Raw genomic sequence first — 21,372 nt, forward strand, 5'->3', positions numbered from 1 at the left:
GGGCGGCGCTCGCCAGCAAGTCCTTCAACCACTGCATCATTTCCGCCCCCTCCCCGCAAAGTACGTCAACACCTGCGCCGTCTTGCCCAGCACCCCGGGCGCGCTCGGCATGCTCGCGAACTGCGGATAGCTCTCCTCGGGCTCGCCGGGCTCAGCCGGCCGGATGCGCACACGCACGTCGTACCAGCCGGCCTGCCCCGTGATCGGATCCGAATTGCTGATGCGCCCGCTGGCCGTGCCCGCGCACGGCAGCTCCTCGCTGATCAGGTGGTTGAGCAGGAAGCCCTTGCGCGCCTCGTCGGCGCCCGGCGCGAGCTGCCATGCGCCATCGGCCTTGCCGATGGCATTCCAGGTCCACACGGTGCCGGGCTCGACCGCCTCGCTGTAGCGCAGCATGCAGCGCACCTTGCCCCACTGGCTCTCGACCCAGCACCAGCCGCCATCGGCAATGCCCGCGGCTTCGGCCGTCACCGGATTCACATGCAGGTAGTTGTGGCTGTGGATCTGCCGCAGCCACGCGTTCTGCGAATCCCACGAGTGGTACATCGCCATCGGCCGCTGCGTGAGCGCGTTGAGCGGATAGGCCGCGGTGTCGGTCGCGGCCTCCTCGAGCGGCGCATACCAGAAGGGCAGCGGATCGAAGTAGGTGGCGATGCGCTCGCGCAGGCCCTCGGGCGGCTGGCGGCCCGCACTCTTGCCCTGCGCGGCGAGCCGGAAGCTCTGCAGGGTGTCGGAATAGAGCGCGAGCTGCACCGGGTCGTTGCGCTGGCGCCAGCCCTTGTCCTTCGCGAAGTCGAGGTACTCGCGGTTCCAGTTGCGCATGTAGTGCATGGTCTCGGGCATGTGGTACTGGAACACGCAGTTGTTCTGCGCATAGGCCTCCCACTGCTTGGGATTGGGCTCGCCGCGCAGGTGCTCGGTGCCGTCCTTGCCGCGCCATCCCATGAGGAAGCCGATGCCCGGCTGCGGCTGGAAGTTGACGACGAAGTCGGGATAGTCGGCGTACTTGCGGCCGCCCTCGGCCGTGGTGAAGGCCGGAAACTTCAGCCGCGAGGCCAGCTCGATCAGCACCTCCTGGAAGGGCCTGCACTGCCCCGTGGGCGGCACCACCGGGATGCGCACCGAATCGACCGGCCCGTCGAACTCCGAGATCGGCCGGTCGAGCATGCTCATCGCATCGTGGCGCTCGAGGTAGGTGGTGTCGGGCAGCACGAGGTCGGCGAAGGCCACGGTCTCGCTCTGGAAGGCGTCGCACACCACCAGGAACGGGATCATGTACTCGCCCTGCTCGTCCTTGCGGTTGAGCATCTCGCGCACGGCCATCGTGTTCATGCTCGAGTTCCAGGCCATGTTGGCCATGAAGATCAGCAGCGTGTCGATGCGGTAGGGATCGCCCTTCACCGCATTGGTGATGACGTTGTGCATCAGCCCGTGGGCCGACAGCGGATGCTCCCACGAGAAGGCATGGTCGATGCGGATCGGCGAGCCGTCGGGGTTGATCGCGAGCTCGTCGGGACTGGCCGGAAAGCCCAGCGGCGCCGCATTGAGCGGCGTGTTGGGCTGGATCATCCCGGGGTCGTTGAAGGCCCGGTAGTTGGGCACGATGTGGCGCGGGTACGGCGCCTTGTGGCGAAAGCCGCCGGGCGCGTCGATGGTGCCGAGCACGCTCATGAGGATCGCGAGCGCGCGCACGGTCTGGAAGCCGTTCGAATGCGCGGCCAGCCCGCGCATCGCATGGAAGGCCACGGGCCGCGCCTGCGTGGTGGCGTGCCGCTTGCCCCAGGCATCGGTCCAGGCGATCGGCAGCTCGAAGGCCTGGCGCAGCGCGGTCTCGCCCATCTCGCGCGCCAGTTGTCGGATGCGCGCCGCATCGATGCCCGTGATGGCCTGCGCCCATTCGGGCGTGCAGCTGGCCACGCGCTCGCGCAGCAGCTGGAACGAGGGCGCGACGCGCGTGCCGTCGGCCAGCGTGTAGTGGCCTTCGAGCGCGGGATCGCAGCCGTCCGCGATGCCCTCGGGATAGGCGGGCTTCACGGTGCCGCTGGCCCGGTCCCACACCAGCTTGTTGTGCGGATGGCGGCCGTCGCCCGGCGGGCCGCGCTCGGGGTCGAAGGCAAACAGGCCTTCGCGCTCGCAGTCGTCGAGCACCACCAGTTGCGGCGCGTTGGTGAAGCGCTTGAGGAAGGCATGGTCGATCAGCTCGCTCGCGATCAGCTCGTGCAGCAGCGCCATCAGCAGCGCGCCGTCGGTGCCGGGCTTGATCGGGATCCATTCGTCGGCGATGGCCGAGTAGCCGGTGCGCACCGGGTTGATCGAGATGAAGCGGCCGCCATCGCGCTTGAACTTGCTGATGGCGATCTTCATCGGGTTGCTGTGGTGGTCCTCGGCGGTGCCGATCATCACGAACAGCTTGGCGCGCTCGAGGTCGGGGCCGCCGAATTCCCAGAAGCTTCCGCCGATGGTGTAGATCATGCCCGCGGCCATGTTGACCGAGCAGAAGCCGCCGTGCGCCGCGTAGTTGGGCGTGCCGAACTGGCGCGCGAACAGGCCGGTGAGCGCCTGCATCTGGTCGCGGCCGGTGAACAGCGCGAACTTCTTCGGATCGGTGGCGCGGATCTTCGCGAGCCGCTCGGTCAGGATCTCGAAGGCGCGGTCCCAGCCGATCGGCTCGAACTCGCCGGCGCCGCGTTCGCTGCCGGGCTTGCGCAGCAGCGGCTGCGTGAGCCGCGCGGGCGACACCTGCTTCATGATCCCCGAGGAGCCCTTGGCGCAGATCACGCCCTTGTTGAGCGGGTGGTCGGGGTTGCCGTCGATGTAGCGCACCTCCGGCCCGTGCTCGCCCTCGCGCAGGTGCACGCGGATGCCGCAGCGGCAGGCGCACATGTAGCAGGTGGTGGTCTTGACCTCGGTCCGGTCGGTGGGCGTGGGCGCCGCCAGCGGATCGTGCACGGGCTCGCGGGACAGGAAACTGAACACTGGCGGTCCTTTGTTTTCAAGCGTGGCCGGCCGATGGTAGGCAGCATCGATCGAACGGAAAAGCGCAGAATATTGCTCACGATGACCGGAAAATCAGATCAGCAGAATTCGACCCGCCTGCGCCTCAACCTGCGCCAGCTCGAGGTCTTCGTGGCCACCGCGCGCGGCGGCAGCACGCGTGCCGCGGCCGACCGCATCGCGCGTTCGCAGTCGGCCGCCAGCAGCGCGCTGGCCGACCTCGAGGGCTCGGTCGGCGCCCTGCTGTTCGACCGCATCGGCCGCCGGCTGGTACTCAACGAGAACGGCCGCGCGCTGCTGCCCAAGGCCCAGGCGCTGCTCGACCAGGCGGCGGAGGTGCAGGCCCTGTTCAGCGGCGAGCATGCGGCGCCGCTGCGCGTGGCGGCCAGCTTCACCATCGGCGAATACCTGCTGCCCGAGCGCGTGTCGGCCTGGACCGCGCTGCATCCGCAGAGCCAGGTGCACCTGCACATCGCCAACACGCGCGACGTGATCGACGCGGTGGCGGGCTTCGACGTCGACGTCGGCTTCATCGAGGGGCCGCAGACCCATCCCGACCTGGTGGTGCGCGCCTGGCGCACCGACGAACTCGTGATCGTGGCTGCGCCCGGCCATGCGCTGGCCGACCGGGTCGCCACGCACCGGCAGCTGTCGCAGGCCACCTGGGTGCTGCGCGAGCATGGCTCGGGCACGCGCCAGGTCACCGATGCCTGGCTGATCCAGAACCTCGAGCAGGTGCAGGTGGGTTTCGAACTCGGCAGCACCGAGGCCATCAAGCGCGTGGTGGCCTCGGGCACGGGGCTGGCGTGCCTCTCGCGCTACACGGTGGCGCAGGCGCTGGAGGACGGGCACCTGGTCGAGCTGCGCACGAAACTGCCCGCGGGCACGCGGCGGCTCGCGACCGTGATGCACCGCGACAAGCTGCTGGGCCGCGCGACCGCGGACTTCCTGCGCCATTGCGGCGCGAGCGTGCCGCGCGGGGCGGTGGCGCCGCTGCCGGGTTAGGCGAGCACGCGCGCCGTGTGGCGCGCGATCACGGCTTCCTCGTCGGTGCGCAGCACCCATGCGCCGATGCAGCTGCTACCGGTCGAGATCCGCGCCTGCCCACCGGCATTGGCAGCGGCATCGAGTTCCACGCCCATCCAGGCGCAGTCTTCGAGCACCCGCGCGCGTAGCGCGGTGCCGTTCTCGCCGATGCCGCCCGTGAACACGATCGCATCGACGCCGCGCAGGGCCGCCGCGAGGCTGCCCATGTGCTGCACCACCTGCTCGACGAAATGGTCGATGGCCTCGGCGGCCGCGGGTGCGTCCGATGCTTCCAGCGCGCGCATGTCGCTCGACACGCCCGAGAGCCCGAGCAGGCCCGATTCGCGGAACAGCAGCCTCTCGACCGCATCGGCCGACATGCCGCGCGAGCGCATCAGGTAGAGCACCACGGCCGCATCGAGCCGGCCGCAGCGCGTGCCCATGGTGAGGCCGTCGAGCGGCGAGAAGCTCATGGTGGTGGCGACCGAACGCCCCCGCGCGATGGCGCACATCGAGGCGCCATTGCCCAGGTGCGCGACGATCACGCGGCCGTTCGCGGCCTCGGGTGCCTGCCGCGCGAGCTGATGCGCGATCGATTCGTACGAGAGCCCGTGGAAGCCGTAGCGCCGCACGCCCGCGTCGTGCAGCTCGCGCGGCAGCGCGAAGCGGCGGTTGAGTTCGGGCTGCACCGCGTGGAAGGCGGTGTCGAAGCAGGCCACCTGCGGCACGCCGGCGAAGGCCTGCATCGCGGCGCGCACGCCCGCGAGGTTGTGCGGCTGGTGCAGCGGCGCGAGCGGTTCGAGCGCGGCCAGGTCCCGGAGCACGGCGTCGTCGATGCGCACCGGCGCCACGAAGTCCATGCCCCCATGCACGATGCGATGGCCCACGCCCGCGATGCGGCCGGCGCCGCCCTGCTGCGCATGCCAGTCGAGCAGCGCGGCCAGCGCGCCGCGGTGCGAGCGCGCATCGCCCTCGAGCTTCGCGTCGTGCAGCGTGCGGCCCTGCGCATCGCGGATGCGCAGCCGCGCATCGAGGCCCGCGCCCAGGCCATCGGCCTGGCCCGACCAGTGCGCGGCGGGCAGGCCGCCGTCGGCACCGGCCGCGTCGAACAGCGCGACCTTGATCGACGACGAGCCCGCGTTGAGCGTGAGCAGCTGGTCGGTCATGCGCGGCGCCGCCCGATCAGACGTAGTCCTTGTACTTGTCGAGGAAGCGCACGGGCTTCGACAGCGCATCGCGGCGGAACGGATCGCCGAGCTCGCGCGTGCACATGATCTCGATCACGCAGGTCTTGCGCTGGTTCATCTGCAGGTCGATGGCCTTCTTGAGCGCCGGGCCCACGTCCTCGAGCCGGTCGACCACGATGCCCTCGGCGCCCATGGCCTTGGCGATGCCCGCGAAGCTCTCGCTCTCGAGTTCGCCAGCAACGAAGCGGCGGTTGTAGAAGTCGACCTGGTTCTTCTTCTCGGCGCCCCACTGGCGGTTGTGGAACACGACCGCGGTCACGGGAATGTCGTGCCGCACGGCGGTCATGATCTCGACCATGCTCATGCCCCAGGCACCGTCGCCCGCATAGGCCACGGCCGGGCGGTCGGGCGCGGCGCACTTGGCGCCGATCATGGTGGGCAGCGAGTAGCCGCAGTTGCCGAAGCTCATCGGCGCGAAGAAGGAGCGCGGCTCCTCGAAACGCAGGTAGCTGTTCGACACGGCATTGATGTTGCCGATGTCGGTCGAGACCATCACGCGCGGCGGCATCGCCTTCTCGAGTTCGCGCAGCACCTGGCGCGGATGCAGGTAGGTGCCGCCGGTGGGCGTCTTCTCGCCCTTGGCTTCCTCGATCACGTCGAGGCTGAATTGGTCGCGCTCGTGGGTCCAGGCGTCGAGCTCCTTCTCCCAGGCCTCCTTCTCGGCCTTGATCTTCGCGGCGCGCTCGGCCTTGGTGGCGTCGCAGGCCAGGGTCTTGGCCGCGAGGCGCTCGAGCAGGGCCTTGGCCGTGGCCTTGGCATCGCCGTGGATGCCGACGGTGATCTTCTTCACCAGGCCCAGGTTGGTGTGGTCGGCCTCGACCTGGATGATCTTCGCCTCCTTGGGCCAGTAGTCCATGCCGTGCTGCGGCAGCGTTCCGAACGGGCCCATGCGCGAGCCGAGCGCGAGCACCACGTCGGCCTGCGCGATCAGCTTCATCGCGGCCTTGCTGCCCTGGTAGCCCAGCGGGCCGGCCCACAGCGGATGGCTCGCGGGGAAGGAGTCGTTGCGCAGGTAGCCGTTGGCCACCGGCGCGCCCAGGCGCTCGGCGAGTGCCTTGCACTCTTCCACGGCGTCGCCCATGACCACGCCGCCGCCCGAGAGGATGACCGGGAATTTCGCGGTGGCCAGCAGCTCGACCGCGGCATTGAGGCTGTTCTCGCCGCCGGCGCCGCGCTCCACGCGCATCGGCTTCGGGATCTCGGTCGTGATCTCGCCGTAGAAGTAGTCGCGCGGGATGTTGAGCTGGGTCGGGCCCATCTCGGAGATGGCGCGGTCGAAGCAGCGCGCGGTGTACTCGGCCATGCGCTTGGGGTTGTTCACGTGGCCCTGGTACTTGGTGAACTCCTGGAACATCGGCAGCTGGTTGGCCTCCTGGAAGCCGCCCAGGCCCATGCCCATGGTGCCGGTCTCGGGCGTGATCATCACCACCGGGCTGTGCGCCCAGTAGGCGGCCGCGATCGCGGTCACGCAGTTGCTGATGCCGGGGCCGTTCTGGCCGATCACCACGCCGTGGCGGCCCGACACGCGGGCATAGCCGTCGGCCATGTGGGCCGCGCCCTGCTCGTGCACCACGGGCACGAGGCGGATGCCGGCGGGCGCGAAGATGTCCATCGCGTCCATGAAGGCCGAGCCCATGATGCCGAAGATGTCGGTCACGCCATTGGCGACCATGGTCTCGACGAAGGCCTCGGAGGGCGTCATCTTCTGCACGCCGGTGACGGCTTCGCGGGTGGGTTGCTTGCTCATGGGTCGGTGTCTCCTGCGGATGAAGGGCTGGACGGCGGACTGCAAAAAGACGGAACGGGAAGTTCCGTATTTCGGGGTTGGCGAATCGGGCGGACTATAGGACGGGTGCAGTGCCGCGTCAAACAAATTCCAAAAAACGGTACGGAATGTTCTATTTTTTGCAAAAGGACTATGATCCGCCGCCATGAAGATCGTCAAGTCGCTCCCGCCTTCCGCCGAGGCCCCGGGCGCCGACACCCCGGCGATGCGGCTGTTCGCGCTGCTCGAGGTGATCGCCGCCAAGGACCAGCGCTATTCGCTGCAGGGCCTGGTGGAGGAGACCGGCCTGCCCAAGCCCACGCTGCACCGCATGCTGCAGCAGATGGAGGGCGCGGGCCTGCTGCAGCGCGAGGGCGACGGGCGCCACTACGGCATGGGCACGCGGCTGCGCCGGCTGGCCGAGAACCTGCTGTTCAACGACAGCCTGCACGGCGCGCGCCACACGGTGCTGCGCCAGCTGGTCGAGGAGATCGGCGAGAGCTGCAACCTCACGGCGCTGTCGGGCAGCGAGGTGGTCTACCTCGACCGCGTGGAGACCGCGGCGCCGCTGCGCTTCTACCTGCACCCGGGCTCGCGCGTGCCGGTGCACTGCTCGGCCAGCGGCAAGATGTTCCTCGCGCAGATGGGCCAGGCGCAGCGCCGCCGGCTGCTGGCGAATGCCTCGCTCGAGGCCTACACGGCGAGCACGCTGACCGATGCCGCGGCGCTCGAGGCCGAGATCCAGCGCGTGCGCAAGAACGGCTTCGCGATCGACAACGAGGAGTTCCTGCCCGGCCTGCTGTGCATCGCCGCGCTGGTGCCGGCCACGGGCGACAGCCCGTCGAACCTCTGCATCGCGGTGCAGGCGCCGGTGATGCGGCTCGACATCGCGAAGGCCAAGAGGCTGCTGCCCGCGCTGCAGCGCGCGGCGCTCGCGCTGAGCCGCATCGACGCCGATGCGACGCCCGCACGCCGCGCCCAGGCCTGACACCCCCACACCCACCCGCCCCATGAACGACATCGCCGCCCTCCACCCCACGCGCCTCGTCGGCGTGCGCGAGACCTTCGGCATCGACGCCGACCTGCAGGTGCCCGCCTTCGCCGAACGCGACGCGCACGTGCCCGAGATCGACGCGGTCTACCGCTTCAACCCCGACGTGACGCTCGCGATCCTCGCGGGCTTCATGCGCGACCGGCGCGTGATGGTGCAGGGGCTGCACGGCACCGGCAAGTCGACCCACATCGAGCAGGTGGCGGCGCGGCTGAACTGGCCCTGCGTGCGGCTCAACCTCGACGGCCACATCAGCCGGCTCGACCTGGTCGGCAAGGACGCGGTGGTGCTGCGCGACGGCAAGCAGGTCACCGAGTTCCAGGAAGGCATGGTGCCCTGGGCGCTGCAGCGGCCGGTGGCGCTGATCTTCGACGAGTACGACGCGGGCCGGCCCGACGTGATGTTCGTGATCCAGCGCATCCTCGAGCGCGACGGCCAGTTCACGCTGCTCGACCAGAACAAGGTGCTGCGCCCGCACCCCTTCTTCCGGCTGTTCGCCACCGCCAACACGGTCGGCCTGGGCAACCTCAACGGCCTGTATCACGGCGCGCAGCGGCTCAACCATGCGCAGATCGACCGCTGGAACATCGTCGCCTCGCTCGACTACCTGCCCACGGCCGAGGAGATCGCGATCGTGCAGGCGCGCGTGCCCTCGCTGGCCGACGCGGCGGGCCGCGCCACGGTCGCGGCGATGGTGGCGGTGGCCGACCTCACGCGCAAGGGCTTCGCGGCCGGCGACCTGTCGACGCTGATGTCGCCGCGCACCGTGATCACCTGGGCCGAGAACCTCGAGATCTTCAAGGACGTGGCGCTGGCCTTCCGCCTCTCGTTCGTCAACAAGTGCGACGAGGCCGAGCGGCCGCTGGTGGCCGAGTACTTCCAGCGCTGCTTCGACCGCGAGCTCGCGGAATCGCACCGGCTCGCGGACGGCTGAGCGCGGCGCGCCATGACGCAGCAGGACATCCGCAAGGTTCGGCAGGAGGAGCGCGTCGCCGAACTCTGCGCGGGCGTGGTGCGCGCCTTCAGCGGCGAGCGCGACCTGCACTTCCGCGGCCGGCGCCTGCACCGCGGCCGCGTGCCGCTGCCGTGGTTCGCGCCGCACCTGCATCCCTCGCCCGAGACCGACGACTTCGAATCGTTCCGCGGCGTGGCCGACGGCCTCGCGCTGCGCATCGCCGGCTCCGACGCCGCACTGCACCGCACGCTGCAGCCCGAGGAGCCGGTGGAGCGCATGCTGTTCGAGATGCTCGAGCAGTTCCGCGCCGAGGCGCTGGTGCCCGAGGCCATGGCCGGCATGCGGCGCAACCTGCGCCACCGCCACGCGCAGTGGTCGCTGGCCTTCCACCACTCGGGCCTGACCGAGACCGCGCGCGGCCTGCTGCTGTACGCGGTGGCGCAGATCTGCCGTGCCCGCGTGAGCGGCGAGCAGGTGGTCGAAGAGACCGAGGACATGCTCGAGGCCACGCGCTTCGCGCTCGCGCCGCGCATCGGCCATGCGCTCGGCGGGCTGCGGCGCGATCGCTTCGACCAGGCCGCGTATGCCGTGCATGCGCTGGCGATCGCGCGCACGGTCGCCGCGATGCTGCACGAGGCCGGCGGCGATGACGAAGCACCCGACACGCGCCAGAACGACACCGACGACAAGCGCAGCGTGTTCAGCCTGGTCGCCGAGATGGACCGCGAGATCGTCGAGCAGCACGTCAGCGCGCAATCCGGGCGCAGCCGGCTGCTCGAGGAGGCCGGCGCCGCCTACCGCGTGTTCACCACCGAGCACGACCGCGAGCACGAGGCCGCCACGCTGGTGCGCCGCGAGCTGCTGGCCGAATTGCGCGAACGGCTCGACCGCCGCATCGCGGCGCAGGGCGTGAACCTGGCGCGGCTCGCGCGCGAACTGCGCGCGCTGCTGGCCGTGCCCGAGCGCGACGGCTGGGACGGCGGCCAGGAGGAAGGCCGCATCGACGGCCGCCGGCTCGCCCAGCTCGTGGCCTCGCCGGCCGAGCGGCGGCTGTTCCGCATCGAGCGCGAGGAGCCGCTGGCCGATTGCGTGGTCAGCTTCCTCATCGATTGCTCGGGCTCGATGAAGGAGCATGCCGAATCGGTCGCGATGCTGGTCGACGTGCTCGCGCGCGCCCTCGAGCAGGCCGGCGTGGCCAGCGAGGTGCTGGGCTTCACCACCGGCGCCTGGAACGGCGGCCGCGCGCAGCGCGACTGGCTGCGCGCGGGTCGGCCCACGCACCCGGGCCGGCTCAACGAGCGCTGCCACCTGGTGTTCAAGGCCGCGGGCACGCCCTGGCGCCGCGCGCGCGCGCCGATGGCCGCGCTGCTGCGGCCCGAGCTGTTCCGCGAGGGCATCGACGGCGAGGCCGTGGACTGGGCCTGCACGCGGCTGCGCGCGCGCAGCGAGGAGCGCAAGCTGCTGCTGGTGATCTCCGACGGCTCGCCGATGGACAGCGCGACCCATCTCGCCAACGATCCGCACTACCTCGACCACCACCTGCGCGAGGTGCTGGCGCGCCAGGAGCAGCAGCGCGACATCGCGATCGCGGGCATCGGCGTGGGGCTGGACCTGAGCCCCTACTACAGCCACAGCCACGTGCTGGACCTCGCGGCCTCGACGGGCAATGCGATCTTCCGCGAGGTGATCGCGCTGATGGCGGGGCGGCATAGGCACTGAATACGGGGGCAGAACGCAGAGGGCGCGAAGGTTTCGCAGAAGTCGCAGAAAAAATCAAAAAAATTTCTTTGGTCTTCTTCTGCGACTTCTGCGCAACTTTGGTCTTCCTTCTGCGTTCGGCTGCCCGCATTCGACAGCCTCCCAGAGCCCATGTCAGCCGAAAGTGTCGCGTTGACAAGCGCAGGCCGCGTTTGTACATTGAGTTTCAATTATCCGAACGCTGTTCCAATATTTGGAATTCATCGAAAGCGTCGGGACAACGGAGACGCATGGATTCCACGCTCGCCAAAGGCCTCGCCGTCATGGAATGGATGGCACGCCAGGCACGCGCCTGCCGCGTGACCGACGTCGCCCTTGCCTTCGGCATGGCGCGCAGCAATGCCCATCGCACGCTGCAGACGCTGGTGGAATGCGGCTGGGCGGTGCAGGACGCCGACACCAGCGCCTACCGGCCGAGCCTGCGCCTGTTCGAACTCGGCGCCATGGTCTCCGAGGCGGCCGACATCGGCGCGCTGCTGCGCCCGCACCTCGCGGCACTGGCGCAGGCCAGCGGCGAGACCATCCATCTCGCGGTGCTCGACGGCGCCGAGATCGTCTACCTCGACAAGTTCGACAGCCCGCTGCCCGTGGCCGCCTATTCGCGCATCGGCGGCCGCGCGCCGGCCTGCTGCGTGGCCTCGGGCAAGGCAATGCTGGCGGCCGTGCGGCTCGACGTCGCCGCGCTGCGGGCGCTGTTCGGCACGCTGCAACCCCACACGCCGCACAGCATCGTCGACTTCGATGCGCTGCAGGCCGAGCTCGAGCGCAGCCGCGCGCGCGGCTATGCCGAGAACCGCGAGGAATGGCGCCTGGGCGTCTGCGGCCTCGGCGTGCCGGTGTTCGACGCGCGCGGCACGGCCGTGGCCGCCGTCGGCATGAGCGTGCCCTCCATCCGCTTCGCGCGCACCCAGGCGCGCGAACTCTCCGATCGCATCATGGCCTGCGCGCGAGACGCCAGCGCCACGCTGGGCTACCGCCCCGCCACCGCCCCCGCCACCCCAACGAGAAGGAGACCTGCATGAGACTGTCCTTGTCCGCCCCCTGGTTGCGCGCGGGGCTGCTGGCCGCCGCGGCGCTGGCATCGCCGCTGGCCGCGGTCGCGCAGAACGGGAGCGACTACCCCAGCAAGCCGATCAAGCTGATCGTGCCCTACCCGCCCGGCGGCGGCACCGACGTGATCGCGCGCATCGTGCAGGAGCGCTTCCAGACGCTGCTGGGCCAGCCGGTCGTGATCGACAACCGCGGCGGCGCGGCCGGCTCGATCGGCACCGAGCTGGTCGCCAAGTCGCCGGCCGACGGCTACACGGTGCTGTTCACGCTGTCCTCGCACACCATCAACCCCGCCATCTACAACAAGCTCTCGTTCGACACCGCGAAGGACTTCGCGCCCGTGGGCCTGGTGGCTTCGCTGCCGCAGATCCTGGTGGCGAACCCGCAGTTCCCGGCCAGCACCGTGGCCGAGCTGGTCGCGATGGCCAAGGCCAGGCCCGACAGCATCTCCTTCGCCTCGGTGGGCAACGGCTCGCCCGGCCACCTCGCGGGCGAGCTGCTGAAGCTGCGCACCGGCACGCAGATGACGCACGTGCCCTACCGCGGCGGCGGCCCGGCGGTCACCGACGTGATGGGCGGCCAGGTGCCGCTCTTGTGGGTGTCGATTCCCGCCGCGGCGCAGTTCGTGAAGGCCGGCAAGCTCAAGGCGCTGGCCGTGTCGACCACCAAGCGCAGCGCCGCCTTCCCCGACGTGCCGACGATGCAGGAGGCCGGCATCCCCGACTTCGACGTCGACTCCTGGTACGCGGTGTTCGTGCCCGCGAAGACGCCCCAACCCGCGATCGACCGGCTCAACCGCGTGATCAACACGGTCGTGAAGGAACCCGACATCCGCGACAAGCTGCTGGCCCAGGGCAGCGAAGGCGTGGGCGGCACGCCCGAGCAGCTCGGCAAGGTGGTGTCGACCGAACTCGTGCGCTGGAGCAAGCTCGCCAAGGAAGCGAACATCCGCGTCGACTAGTTTTTCTTTCTCCTCTTGATGAACGGCGCCACGGGCGCCGAGCGATTTCCATGAACACCTCCGCATCCTCCTCAGAAGCCTCGGGCCCCATCGTCGAACTGGTGGCACGCGCCCGCGCGGCGCAGCGCATCTACGAGACCTGGTCGCAGGCCCAGGTCGACATGGCGGTCACGGCCGCCGGCTGGGCCCTCATCGAACCCGCGCGCAACCGCGAACTGGCCGAGCTGGCGGTGGCCGACACGGGCGTGGGCAACGTCGAGGACAAGGTGCGCAAGAACCACCGCAAGACCTTCGGCCTGCTGCGCGACCTGCAGGGTGCGCGCTCGGTCGGCGTGATCGCCGAGGACCCGGCGCGCGGCATCGTCGAGATCGCGCGCCCGGTTGGCGTGGTGTGCGCGATCACGCCCTCGACCAACCCGGGCGCGACGCCGGCCAACAAGATCATCAATGCGCTCAAGGGCCGCAACGCGGTGATCGTCGCGCCCTCGCCCAAGGGCTGGAGCACCGCGGCGCGGCTGATCGAATTCATCCACCAGCAGTTCGACCGCATCGGCGCCCCGCGCGACCTGGTGCAGCTCTTGCCCGCGCCGGTCAACAAGCAGTCGACGGCCGAGCTGATGCGGCTGTGCGACCTGGTGGTGGCCACCGGCTCGCAGGCCAACGTGCGCGCCGCCTATGCGAGCGGCACGCCGGCCTTCGGCGTGGGCGCCGGCAATGTCGCGGGCATCGTCGACGAGACGGCCGACACCGAAGCCGCGGCCGATCGCATCGTGCGCTCGAAGACCTTCGACAACGCGACCAGCTGCTCGTCGGAGAACAGCCTGGTGGTCGTCGACGCGGTGCGCGCGCGCCTGCTCGCGGCCCTCAAGGACCGCGGCGCCGTGATGCTCGGCGAGGCGCAGAAGGCCACGCTGCAAAAACTGATGTGGCCCGAGGGCAAGCTCTCGGCCGCGGTCATCGGCCAGTCGGCGCGCGCCATCGCCGAGCGCGCCGCCGAGGTCGACGGCGCCAACCGCGCGGCCTGGCAGGCGATCGCCGAGGCCGATCCGCGCATCCTGATGGTGGCCGAGGACGGCGTGGGCCACGACCATCCGTTCTCGGGCGAGAAGCTCAGCCCGGTGCTCGCGGTCTATGCGGCGCGCGACTTCGCGCATGCGGCCTCGATCGTCGAGCGCATCTACGGCTACGAGGGCGCGGGCCATTCGGTGGGCCTGCATTCGGCCGTGCCCGAGCGCGCGCTCGAGCTCGGCCTGTCGCTGCCGGTGTCGCGCGTGATCGTCGACCAGGCGCACTGCATCGCCACCGGCGGCAGCTTCGACAACGGCCTGCCGTTCTCGCTCTCGATGGGCTGCGGCACCTGGGGCCGCAACAACTTCTCCGACAACATGAACTACCGGCACTACCTCAACATCACGCGCGTGTCGCGGCCGATCGCCGAGCAGGTGCCGAGCGAGGAACAGATCTTCGGCGCCTTCTTCGCGCAGCACGGAGCGCACTGAGCATGGCGGCGGGCGACGGCGACACCGTCCATGGCCTGATCGAGCAGGTCGCCGCGCGCCAGCCGGGCGCGGTGTATGCGCTGTCCACCGAGAGCGAGGCGCGCATCGACTGCGCCGCGCTCGCGCTCGGTTGCCGCCGCGTGGCCGGTGCGCTGCAGGCGGCCGGCGCGCGGCCCGGCGACACGGTCTCGGTCGTGATGCCCAACGGCCTGCAGACGCTGCGGCTGCTGCTGGGCGCCATGCATGCGGGCATGGTCGTGAACCCGGTCAACCTGCTGTCGCAGCCCGAGCAGATGCGCTACGTGCTCGCGCACTCCGACTGCCGCGTGGTCTGCGTGGCGCCCGAGTGGGAGGAGCGCGTGCGCGCGATGCTCGCGGACATCGGCCGGCCGGTGTCGGTGCTGGTGGCCGATCCCGACGGGCTCGCGCTGCCGGGAGAAGGCGAAGCGACGTCGCTTCCCGCGCCCTCGCCCGACGCGGTCGCGCTGCTGATGTACACCTCGGGCACCACGGGCCAGCCCAAGGGCGTGATGCTCACGCAGCGCAACCTCGCGGCCAATGCGCAGGCGATCAGCGCCGAGCACGAACTGGGAAGCGCCGACCGCGTGCTCGCGGTGCTGCCGCTCTATCACATCAATGCCTTCTGCGTGACCATGCTGGCGCCGCTCGCGCACGGCGGCAGCCTCGCGATGCCGCCGAAGTTCTCGGCCGGCCGCTTCTGGGAGCAGGCCGCGCAGGCCGGCTGCAGCTGGATCAACGTGGTGCCGACCATGATCTCGTACCTGCTCGAGGGCGAGGCGCCGGCGCGCGAACGCACGGCGGCCATCCGCTTCTGCCGCTCGGCCTCGGCCGCGCTGCCGCCCGAGCACCACCGCGCCTTCGAGCGCCTGTTCGGCATCGGCATCGTCGAGACCATGGGCCTCACCGAGACCGCCGCGCCCTCGTTCTCGAACCCGCTGGATCCGGCACAGCGCAAGCTGGGCTCGGTCGGCCGCGCCTCGGGCTGCGCGGCGCGCGTGATCGACGCGTCACTCGCCGAAGTGCCCGACGGCAGCACCGGCGAGCTCGCGATCCGCGGGCCCAACGTAATGCGCGGCTACTACAAGAACGAGGAGGCCACGCGCGCCAGCTTCACGCCCGACGGCTGGCTGCGCACCGGCGACCTCGGCCACCGCGATGCCGACGGCTTCTTCTTCGTCACCGGCCGCATCAAGGAACTGATCATCAAGGGCGGCGAGAACATCGCGCCGCGCGAGATCGACGAGGCCCTGTTGCGGCATCCCGCCGTGCTCGAGGCCGCGGCCGTCGGCGTGCCCGACCGCCACTATGGCCAGGAGGTCGGCGTGTGCATCGTGCTGCGCGAGGGCTGCGCCTGCGGCGAGGACGAGCTGCGCGCCTTCAGCGCCGAGGCGCTCGGACGCTACAAGGCGCCGGGCCACTACCGCTTCGTGACCGACCTGCCGCGTGGCCCCTCGGGCAAGGTGCAGCGGCTCAAGCTGCTGCCGCTGTTCGCGGCATGAACCCGGCCGACCTGCTGACGCCGCCGCTGGCGCCGCTGCTGCTCGCCTACAGCCTGTGCGTGGTGTTCGCGGCCGGCGTGGTGCGCGGCTTCGCCGGCTTCGGCTTCTCGGCCATCACGGTGGCCGGCATGTCGCTCGTGGTCTCGCCCGCGCTGGTGGTGCCCGCGATCTTCATGCTCGAGATCCTCGCGAGCCTGAGCCAGCTGCGCGGCATCGCGCGCGACGTCGACATGCCCTGGCTCGGCTGGCTGATGCTCGGCAACCTGCTGTTCATTCCGCTCGGCGTGGCGTTGCTGGCCTGGCTGCCCGAGACGCCGCTGCGCCTGCTGATCGGCGCGCTGCTGATGGCCGCCGCGCTGCTGCTGCGCAGCGGTGCGCGCGCCACGCTGGTGCCCACGCGCGCGGTGCGCTTCGGCGCCGGCCTGGCCTCGGGCTTCATCAACGGCGTGGCGGCCATCGGCGGCATCGCCATCGCGGTGCTGCTGAGCACCACCGCGATGGCACCGGCCGCCCTGCGCGCCACGCTGATCGCCTTGCTGCTGTTCAGCGACGTAGTCTCGCTCGCGAGCGCCGCGCTGATGCCGGCCGCGCATGCCACCGGCCGGCTGCTCGGGCCCGACACCTTCAAGTGGGCGCTGTGGCTCGCGCCCGCGATGCTGGCCGGCATCTGGTGGGGGCAGCGCTCGTTCAAGGGGGTGTCGCCCGAGCAGTTCAGGCGGCATGTGCTGAACCTGCTGATCGTGCTGGCGGCGGTCAGCGTGGTGCGCTCGGTGGTCGGGCTGGTCGGGTGACCATCGCGCCCGCATCGTAGGCCTCGCAGTACACCGCCCAGTCCGTCGCCACCTGCGCGGCGCACTGCTGCGCGGCGTCGAGCAGGTCCGTGCGCCACGACTTCGCCGAGGCGCCGAAGTCGACCAGGGCATCCGCGATGGCCGAGCCCTGCCGGCCCGCGCTGCGCAATTGCGCCCAGGCCATGAGCTGCCCCATGTCGTCGAGCACCGCGCGGATGTCGGCAGGCCGCGTGCGGTGCACGTCGAGGCTCACGCGGTCCTCGCTGGGCTGCAGGCCACGCAGCACATAAGAGCTCTTGCGCGTCACGATCGGATGCAGGAAGGCCATCGACACGGCCTGCATGCGGCGCTGCAGCGCGACCACGCGGTGCGCCTCCGATTCCCAGGCGGGCTGCGCCGTCTTCTTCAGGTGCGGCGCGAGCGAGGACGGCAGCGCCTGCTTGAGGTCGAGCAGGTAGTTGGCATCGGGCGAGCCCTTGCCCTCGACCAGCACGATGTAGCGCTCCACGCCGAGGCTGCCGGTGCCGGCGATGCGGCGCGCCACGTCGAGCACCTCGAAGAAGCCCGGGTTGGGCTGCGAGGCCGCGAAGCGATCGACCAGCTTGACGACGCGCTCGCGCTGCGCGTCGCTCGCCGGCAGCGCGTGCTTGCCGTCGCTGCGGATCAGGCGCCGGCGGCCCTTGCGCTCGGTGCGCCGGTCGAGGAAGGCGGGGCGGGTGCGCGCCTTGAGGGTGTCGAGCAGTTCGCGCACGAGGCCGGTCGCGGTGTCGCGCTCGACCCAGCGGGCCTTGCCGAGCGCGAGCGCGCCCGCATAGGCGTCGAGGAAGACCCTGCACAGCGCGGCGGACTCGGCGGCGCTGCGGCTGAGGCCATCGCCGGCCACGAGGATGCTGGTGAGGAAGCGCACCAGTTCCCAGGTCACGGGCGCGAGCGCGGCCTCGTCGAAATCGTTGAGGTCGAAATAGACCAGCCGGTTGTCGCCCTTGTAGCTGCCGAAGTTCTCGAGGTGCGCGTCGCCGCACAGCCAGGCCAGCGGCGCCTTGGCGAACAGCGCGCCCGACGGCAGGCGGTCGTAGAACAGGTGGCAGGTGCCACGCAGGAAGACGAAGGGGCTCGAGCGCAGGTTGGCGTATTTCATCGCCAGGCGTTCGGGATCGCGGTCCGCGTTGAAGGCGCGGACGGTCTTGACGACATTGGGCATGGTGCTTCGGCTTCCCGCTTTCTTGGTGACGGGATTCTGCGGCCCCAAGCCCAGCCGAAGCTGACCGGCGTGCTCAGGCGATCCCGGCGGCCGTGAGGGGGTCGTAGTCCGGTGCGCGCAGTAGCGCATGCAATTGCCGCCGGCGCACGCCCATGTTGCCGCCGTCGAACAGCGGCAGCGCGATCGCATCCTGCAGCAGGCCCGCGAGCGGCAGTTCGTGGTCGTAGCTGTCGATGCCCACCACGCGCATCAGGTCGGTGATGACGCGCACGGCGGCTTCGGAGCCGAAGATCTTCGACTGCAGCGCGAGCTCGAGCGCGCCTGGCAGCTGGCGATCGATCGCATCGCAGGCCTTCCAGCCCAGGGCGCGCGCGGCCTCGATGGTGGTCTTGGCGTCGGCCAGCGCATAGCCCACGGCCTGGTGCTCGACGATCGGCAGCGCGCCGCCGCGGCATTCGGTCTTCGCGAAGCGCAGCGCCACGTCGAAGGCCGCGCGCATCAGGCCCACGCCCATGATGCCGACCAGCGCCGCGGTGCCCGAGAAGCTGGCCTCGACGATGTCGCGTGCGCCGCCCACCGGGCCGACCACGTCGGCGTCGGGCACGGCCACGCCGTCGAGCCGGAAGCGCGGCACGAGGTGAGCGCGGTGGCCCATGGCATCGATGTCGTGCAGCGGCACCAGGCCCGGCGCGCCGCGCCGCACCACGAGGATCGAGAGCGCGGCCTCGGGCGGCGCCTCGGGGTCGGTGCGGCAGACCACGCTGAGCAGGTCGGCGCCCTCGCCGTCCCAGCCGGTGGCGGCCGACACCCACTGCTTGGTGCCGTGGATGCGCCAGCCGCCTTCGCCACCTTGGTCTCGCACAGCCGTGGTGCGCACGCCCTCGCCAGGGCGCGGCGCGGCGAAGTTCGCGCTGCCACCCGGCTCGCTGTTGGCCAGCGCGGCCAGCGGCGCGCCCTCGCAGGCGAGGAAGGGCGCGAGCAGGCGCCGATGCTGCTCGGGCGTGCCGGCGATGAACAGCGGCGCCAGGCCCAGCAGGTTGGCGAACAGCGTCAGCGAGACATTGCAGTCGACCGCATGGAATTCCTCGGCCACGATCGCGAGGTCGACCATGCCCGTGCCCTCGCCGCCGAAGGGCTGCGGCATGAGCCGGCGCAGGAAGCCGCGGCGGATGATCTCCTCGTACATCGGCCGCGTGGCGCGGAAGCGCTCGCCGGGCGTGTGCAGCGCGTGCGTGGCGGCGCGCACCTGCGAGAGCACCTCGCTGGCGGCACGCCGCGCATCGAGCTGGAGCGCGCGGCGCGCGGGGTCGAGGGTGAAGTCGATGGTCATGGGAAATCCGGTCGAGTGATGGGTGGGGCCGCAGTCTGGCCGCGCCACCCCCGGGCGGCCTTGTCGTTTCGTGCACGGCGCCTTGCCGGATCGCGCAGCACGGGCGCGCGGCTTGCAAGGCCCGCGTGCCGTCGCGATGATGCGTATCCCAACCGCCCGCCCACAGGTGCGCACATGAAGTCCTGGTCCACCGAAGCCGTCGCCGCGCCCGAGCAGTTCGCCTACTGGCGCGAGGTGGTGTGCGAGGCCTTCGCGGCGCTCGATCCGCGCTCGGCCGAGCGCGGCGCGGGCTTCGCGAGCCGGGTCGACATGGAAGGCATCGGCGCCATCAACGTGGCGCGCATCCGCGCCGAGGCCCACACCGTGGTGCGCGACTTCTCGCAGATCCGGCGCGATCCGCAGGACCGGCTGTTCGTCAACCTGCAGGTCGCGGGCCAGGGCATCGTGCGCCAGGGCCACCGCGAGACGCGCGTGACGCCCGGCGCCTTCAGCATCGTCGACACGGCGCGGCCCTACACGCTGCATTTCGACGAGCGCTTCGAAGTGCTGTCGCTGCGCGTGCCGCGCGAGCTGCTGCTGCCGCGCGTCAGCGAGCCGCGCGCCCTGTTCGCGCGCGCGCTCGGCGGGCCGGCCGGCATCGGGCGCGCGACCTCGGGCTTCATGCAGTCGCTGATGGAGGGCGGCGGGCTGCCCGCGGGGCCCGCGGCCGAGCGGCTGGCGGTGCTGCTGTGCGAACTGGTGGCCGAGTCGGCGCGCGCGGCGGATGCCGGCGTGGCGCCTGCGCTGCCGATGCGCGATGCGCACCGGCAGCTGCTGGTGCGCCGGGTCAAGGCCCATGTGCTCGAGGCGCTCGATTCACCCGAGCTCGACGTGCCCTCGATCGCGCGGCGCTTCGGCGTCTCGGTGCGCTACCTGCACCTGGCCTTCGCGCACGAAGGCAGCACGCCGGCCGCGTGGATCCGCGCGCAGCGCATGGCGCGCTGCGCGCAGGACCTCGCGAACCCCGCGGACCGGCGGCCGGTCTCGGCCATCGCGCTGCGCTGGGGCTTCCAGGACATTCCGCATTTCACGCGCGCGTTCGGCGCGGCCTTCGGCTGCACGCCCTCGGCCTATCGCCTGCGGCACGGGGGCCACGGCCCCGGCGACGAAAGCAGCCCGCGCCTCAGGGCAGGTTGAGCTGCCACGAGACGCCGAAGCGGTCCTGCACCCAGCCGTAGAGCCGGCTGAACGGATAGGCATCGACCGGCATCAGCACCTGGCCGCCTTCGCCGAGCCCGTCGAACAGCCGCCGCAGCTGCGCCTCGTCGTCGCAGTCGATGAACAGCGAGATCGAGGGCGTGAAGCCGAAGGCATGCACGGGCGGGCTGTCGATGCACAGCAGGCTGTGGCCGCCGAGCTCGAAGCGCGCCTTGAGCACCGTGCCCTCGGCGCCCGGGCCCGCGGGGCCGTAGCGCTCGATCTCGGTGATGCGCGCCTCGGGAAACAGCGAGAGGTAGAAGTCCATCGCGGCCTGGGCCTGGCCGGTGAACATCAGGAAGGGCGTGAGCCGCATGGCGGGTCTCCTCGAAGAAGGTCAATAGGGCGGCGCCTTGCGCGCGCGCTGTTCGCGCGCCGCTTCGGTCCACCACGCGAGGTCGTCGGCGAAGCGGCCGAAGGCCCGGTCGAGCGAGGCGCCGGGCGCGCCGGTGGGCTGGCCCTGCGCATCGAGCGTCTGCGAGATCGGGCCGACCGACAGCGTGCTCGACACCACGATCATGCCCATCTCGGAGAGGATCGAATGCCACACCGTGCCCGAGCGCACGCCCGAGAAGCGGCCGGCCGAGTAGCTCGCGATCGCCGCGGGCCGCCAGAACCACTCCTCGAGGAAGTGGTCGGTGAGGTTCTTGAGGCCGGGCTGCGGGCCCCAGTTGTATTCGCCGGTCACGAAGACGAAGGCGTCGGCCGCGCGGATCTTGCGCGCCAGCGTCTCCATCGCCTCGGGCGCCGTGCCCGCCGGGTACTCCTTGTACATGCGGTCGAGCATCGGCAGGTCGACGGCCTTGGCATCGATCAGCTCCACCTCGGCGCCGCGCGCGGCCAGCCGCTCGACCAGATAGTCCGCGAGCCGCACGCCCATGCGGTCGGCGCGGTAGGAACCGTAGAACACCAGGATCTTGTCTGCCATCGTCGCTCCGTTTCGCAGGGCCACCGGGGTGCGGCCTCGGAGCGAAGGGTAACGCGCCCA

17 protein-coding genes are annotated in these 21,372 nt (G+C 70.9%); 10 read left to right on the forward strand and 7 right to left on the reverse strand.

Annotation, left to right across the window (positions count from 1 at the left end; genetic code table 11):
• Positions 1-36: 36 nt before the first annotated feature.
• Complete coding sequence (locus AC07RM_RS34235; protein ID WP_495337314.1) at positions 37-2,976, reverse strand: molybdopterin oxidoreductase family protein; 2,940 nt, start codon at positions 2,974-2,976, stop codon at positions 37-39.
• Between the two features lie 81 nt (positions 2,977-3,057).
• Between AC07RM_RS34235 and AC07RM_RS34240 the strand changes: the two genes are divergently transcribed.
• On the forward strand, positions 3,058-3,999 hold the full coding sequence (locus tag AC07RM_RS34240; protein WP_093340290.1) for a LysR family transcriptional regulator: 942 nt from the start codon (positions 3,058-3,060) through the stop codon (positions 3,997-3,999).
• On the opposite strand, the gene AC07RM_RS34245 is transcribed toward AC07RM_RS34240, so the two are convergent.
• Positions 3,996-5,186: an acetate/propionate family kinase gene (locus tag AC07RM_RS34245; protein ID WP_495337315.1), complete on the reverse strand. Its 1,191-nt coding sequence runs from the start codon at positions 5,184-5,186 to the stop codon at positions 3,996-3,998. The genes AC07RM_RS34240 and AC07RM_RS34245 overlap by 4 nt on opposite strands.
• Before the next feature lie 16 nt (positions 5,187-5,202).
• The gene (xsc, locus tag AC07RM_RS34250) at positions 5,203-7,014 is read right to left on the reverse strand and encodes a sulfoacetaldehyde acetyltransferase (protein ID WP_057597042.1); all 1,812 of its coding nucleotides are present in this window, start codon (positions 7,012-7,014) and stop codon (positions 5,203-5,205) included.
• 184 nt (positions 7,015-7,198) lie between these two features.
• Between xsc and AC07RM_RS34255 the strand changes: the two genes are divergently transcribed.
• From AC07RM_RS34255 to AC07RM_RS34290, 8 genes are all read left to right on the forward strand, one after another.
• The gene (locus AC07RM_RS34255) at positions 7,199-8,020 is read left to right on the forward strand and encodes an IclR family transcriptional regulator (protein WP_495337316.1); all 822 of its coding nucleotides are present in this window, start codon (positions 7,199-7,201) and stop codon (positions 8,018-8,020) included.
• Between the two features lie 22 nt (positions 8,021-8,042).
• Positions 8,043-9,017 (forward strand): AAA family ATPase, encoded by a 975-nt coding sequence (locus tag AC07RM_RS34260; RefSeq protein WP_431509978.1) that lies wholly within the window; start codon positions 8,043-8,045, stop codon positions 9,015-9,017.
• A 12-nt stretch (positions 9,018-9,029) separates the two neighbouring features.
• Positions 9,030-10,757: a cobaltochelatase CobT-related protein gene (locus tag AC07RM_RS34265; RefSeq protein ID WP_495337317.1), complete on the forward strand. Its 1,728-nt coding sequence runs from the start codon at positions 9,030-9,032 to the stop codon at positions 10,755-10,757.
• 269 nt (positions 10,758-11,026) lie between these two features.
• Positions 11,027-11,818: an IclR family transcriptional regulator gene (locus tag AC07RM_RS34270; RefSeq protein WP_495337318.1), complete on the forward strand. Its 792-nt coding sequence runs from the start codon at positions 11,027-11,029 to the stop codon at positions 11,816-11,818.
• Positions 11,815-12,807, forward strand: coding sequence for a tripartite tricarboxylate transporter substrate binding protein (locus tag AC07RM_RS34275; RefSeq protein WP_208509767.1), 993 nt, complete (start codon positions 11,815-11,817; stop codon positions 12,805-12,807). Before AC07RM_RS34270 ends, AC07RM_RS34275 begins: the two co-directional genes overlap by 4 nt.
• A 50-nt stretch (positions 12,808-12,857) precedes the next feature.
• Complete coding sequence (sauS, locus tag AC07RM_RS34280) at positions 12,858-14,306, forward strand: acylating sulfoacetaldehyde dehydrogenase (protein ID WP_495337319.1); 1,449 nt, start codon at positions 12,858-12,860, stop codon at positions 14,304-14,306.
• 2 nt (positions 14,307-14,308) lie between these two features.
• Positions 14,309-15,826: an AMP-binding protein gene (locus AC07RM_RS34285; RefSeq protein WP_495337320.1), complete on the forward strand. Its 1,518-nt coding sequence runs from the start codon at positions 14,309-14,311 to the stop codon at positions 15,824-15,826.
• Positions 15,823-16,617: a sulfite exporter TauE/SafE family protein gene (locus tag AC07RM_RS34290; protein WP_057594980.1), complete on the forward strand. Its 795-nt coding sequence runs from the start codon at positions 15,823-15,825 to the stop codon at positions 16,615-16,617. The genes AC07RM_RS34285 and AC07RM_RS34290 overlap by 4 nt, the downstream gene beginning before the upstream one ends.
• Here AC07RM_RS34290 and AC07RM_RS34295 read toward each other — a convergent pair.
• Positions 16,580-17,818 (reverse strand): DUF2252 domain-containing protein, encoded by a 1,239-nt coding sequence (locus AC07RM_RS34295; RefSeq protein WP_495337321.1) that lies wholly within the window; start codon positions 17,816-17,818, stop codon positions 16,580-16,582. The two genes, AC07RM_RS34290 and AC07RM_RS34295, sit on opposite strands and share 38 nt — an antisense overlap.
• 73 nt (positions 17,819-17,891) lie before the next feature.
• The gene (locus AC07RM_RS34300; protein WP_495337322.1) at positions 17,892-19,148 is read right to left on the reverse strand and encodes an acyl-CoA dehydrogenase family protein; all 1,257 of its coding nucleotides are present in this window, start codon (positions 19,146-19,148) and stop codon (positions 17,892-17,894) included.
• Between the two features lie 174 nt (positions 19,149-19,322).
• Here AC07RM_RS34300 and AC07RM_RS34305 point away from each other — a divergent pair, with 174 nt between their 5' ends.
• Entirely contained in the window at positions 19,323-20,324 is a 1,002-nt protein-coding gene (locus AC07RM_RS34305; RefSeq protein WP_495337323.1) for an AraC-like ligand-binding domain-containing protein, read from the forward strand.
• On the opposite strand, the gene AC07RM_RS34310 is transcribed toward AC07RM_RS34305, so the two are convergent.
• Together AC07RM_RS34310 and AC07RM_RS34315 are read right to left on the reverse strand one after the other, a co-directional pair.
• Positions 20,311-20,700, reverse strand: coding sequence for a VOC family protein (locus AC07RM_RS34310; RefSeq protein WP_490879998.1), 390 nt, complete (start codon positions 20,698-20,700; stop codon positions 20,311-20,313). The two genes, AC07RM_RS34305 and AC07RM_RS34310, sit on opposite strands and share 14 nt — an antisense overlap.
• 21 nt (positions 20,701-20,721) lie before the next feature.
• The gene (locus AC07RM_RS34315) at positions 20,722-21,312 is read right to left on the reverse strand and encodes an NADPH-dependent FMN reductase (RefSeq protein ID WP_093340313.1); all 591 of its coding nucleotides are present in this window, start codon (positions 21,310-21,312) and stop codon (positions 20,722-20,724) included.
• Positions 21,313-21,372 lie beyond the last annotated feature (60 nt).

This window comes from Variovorax sp. GW821-FHT09B05, from assembly GCF_059418265.1.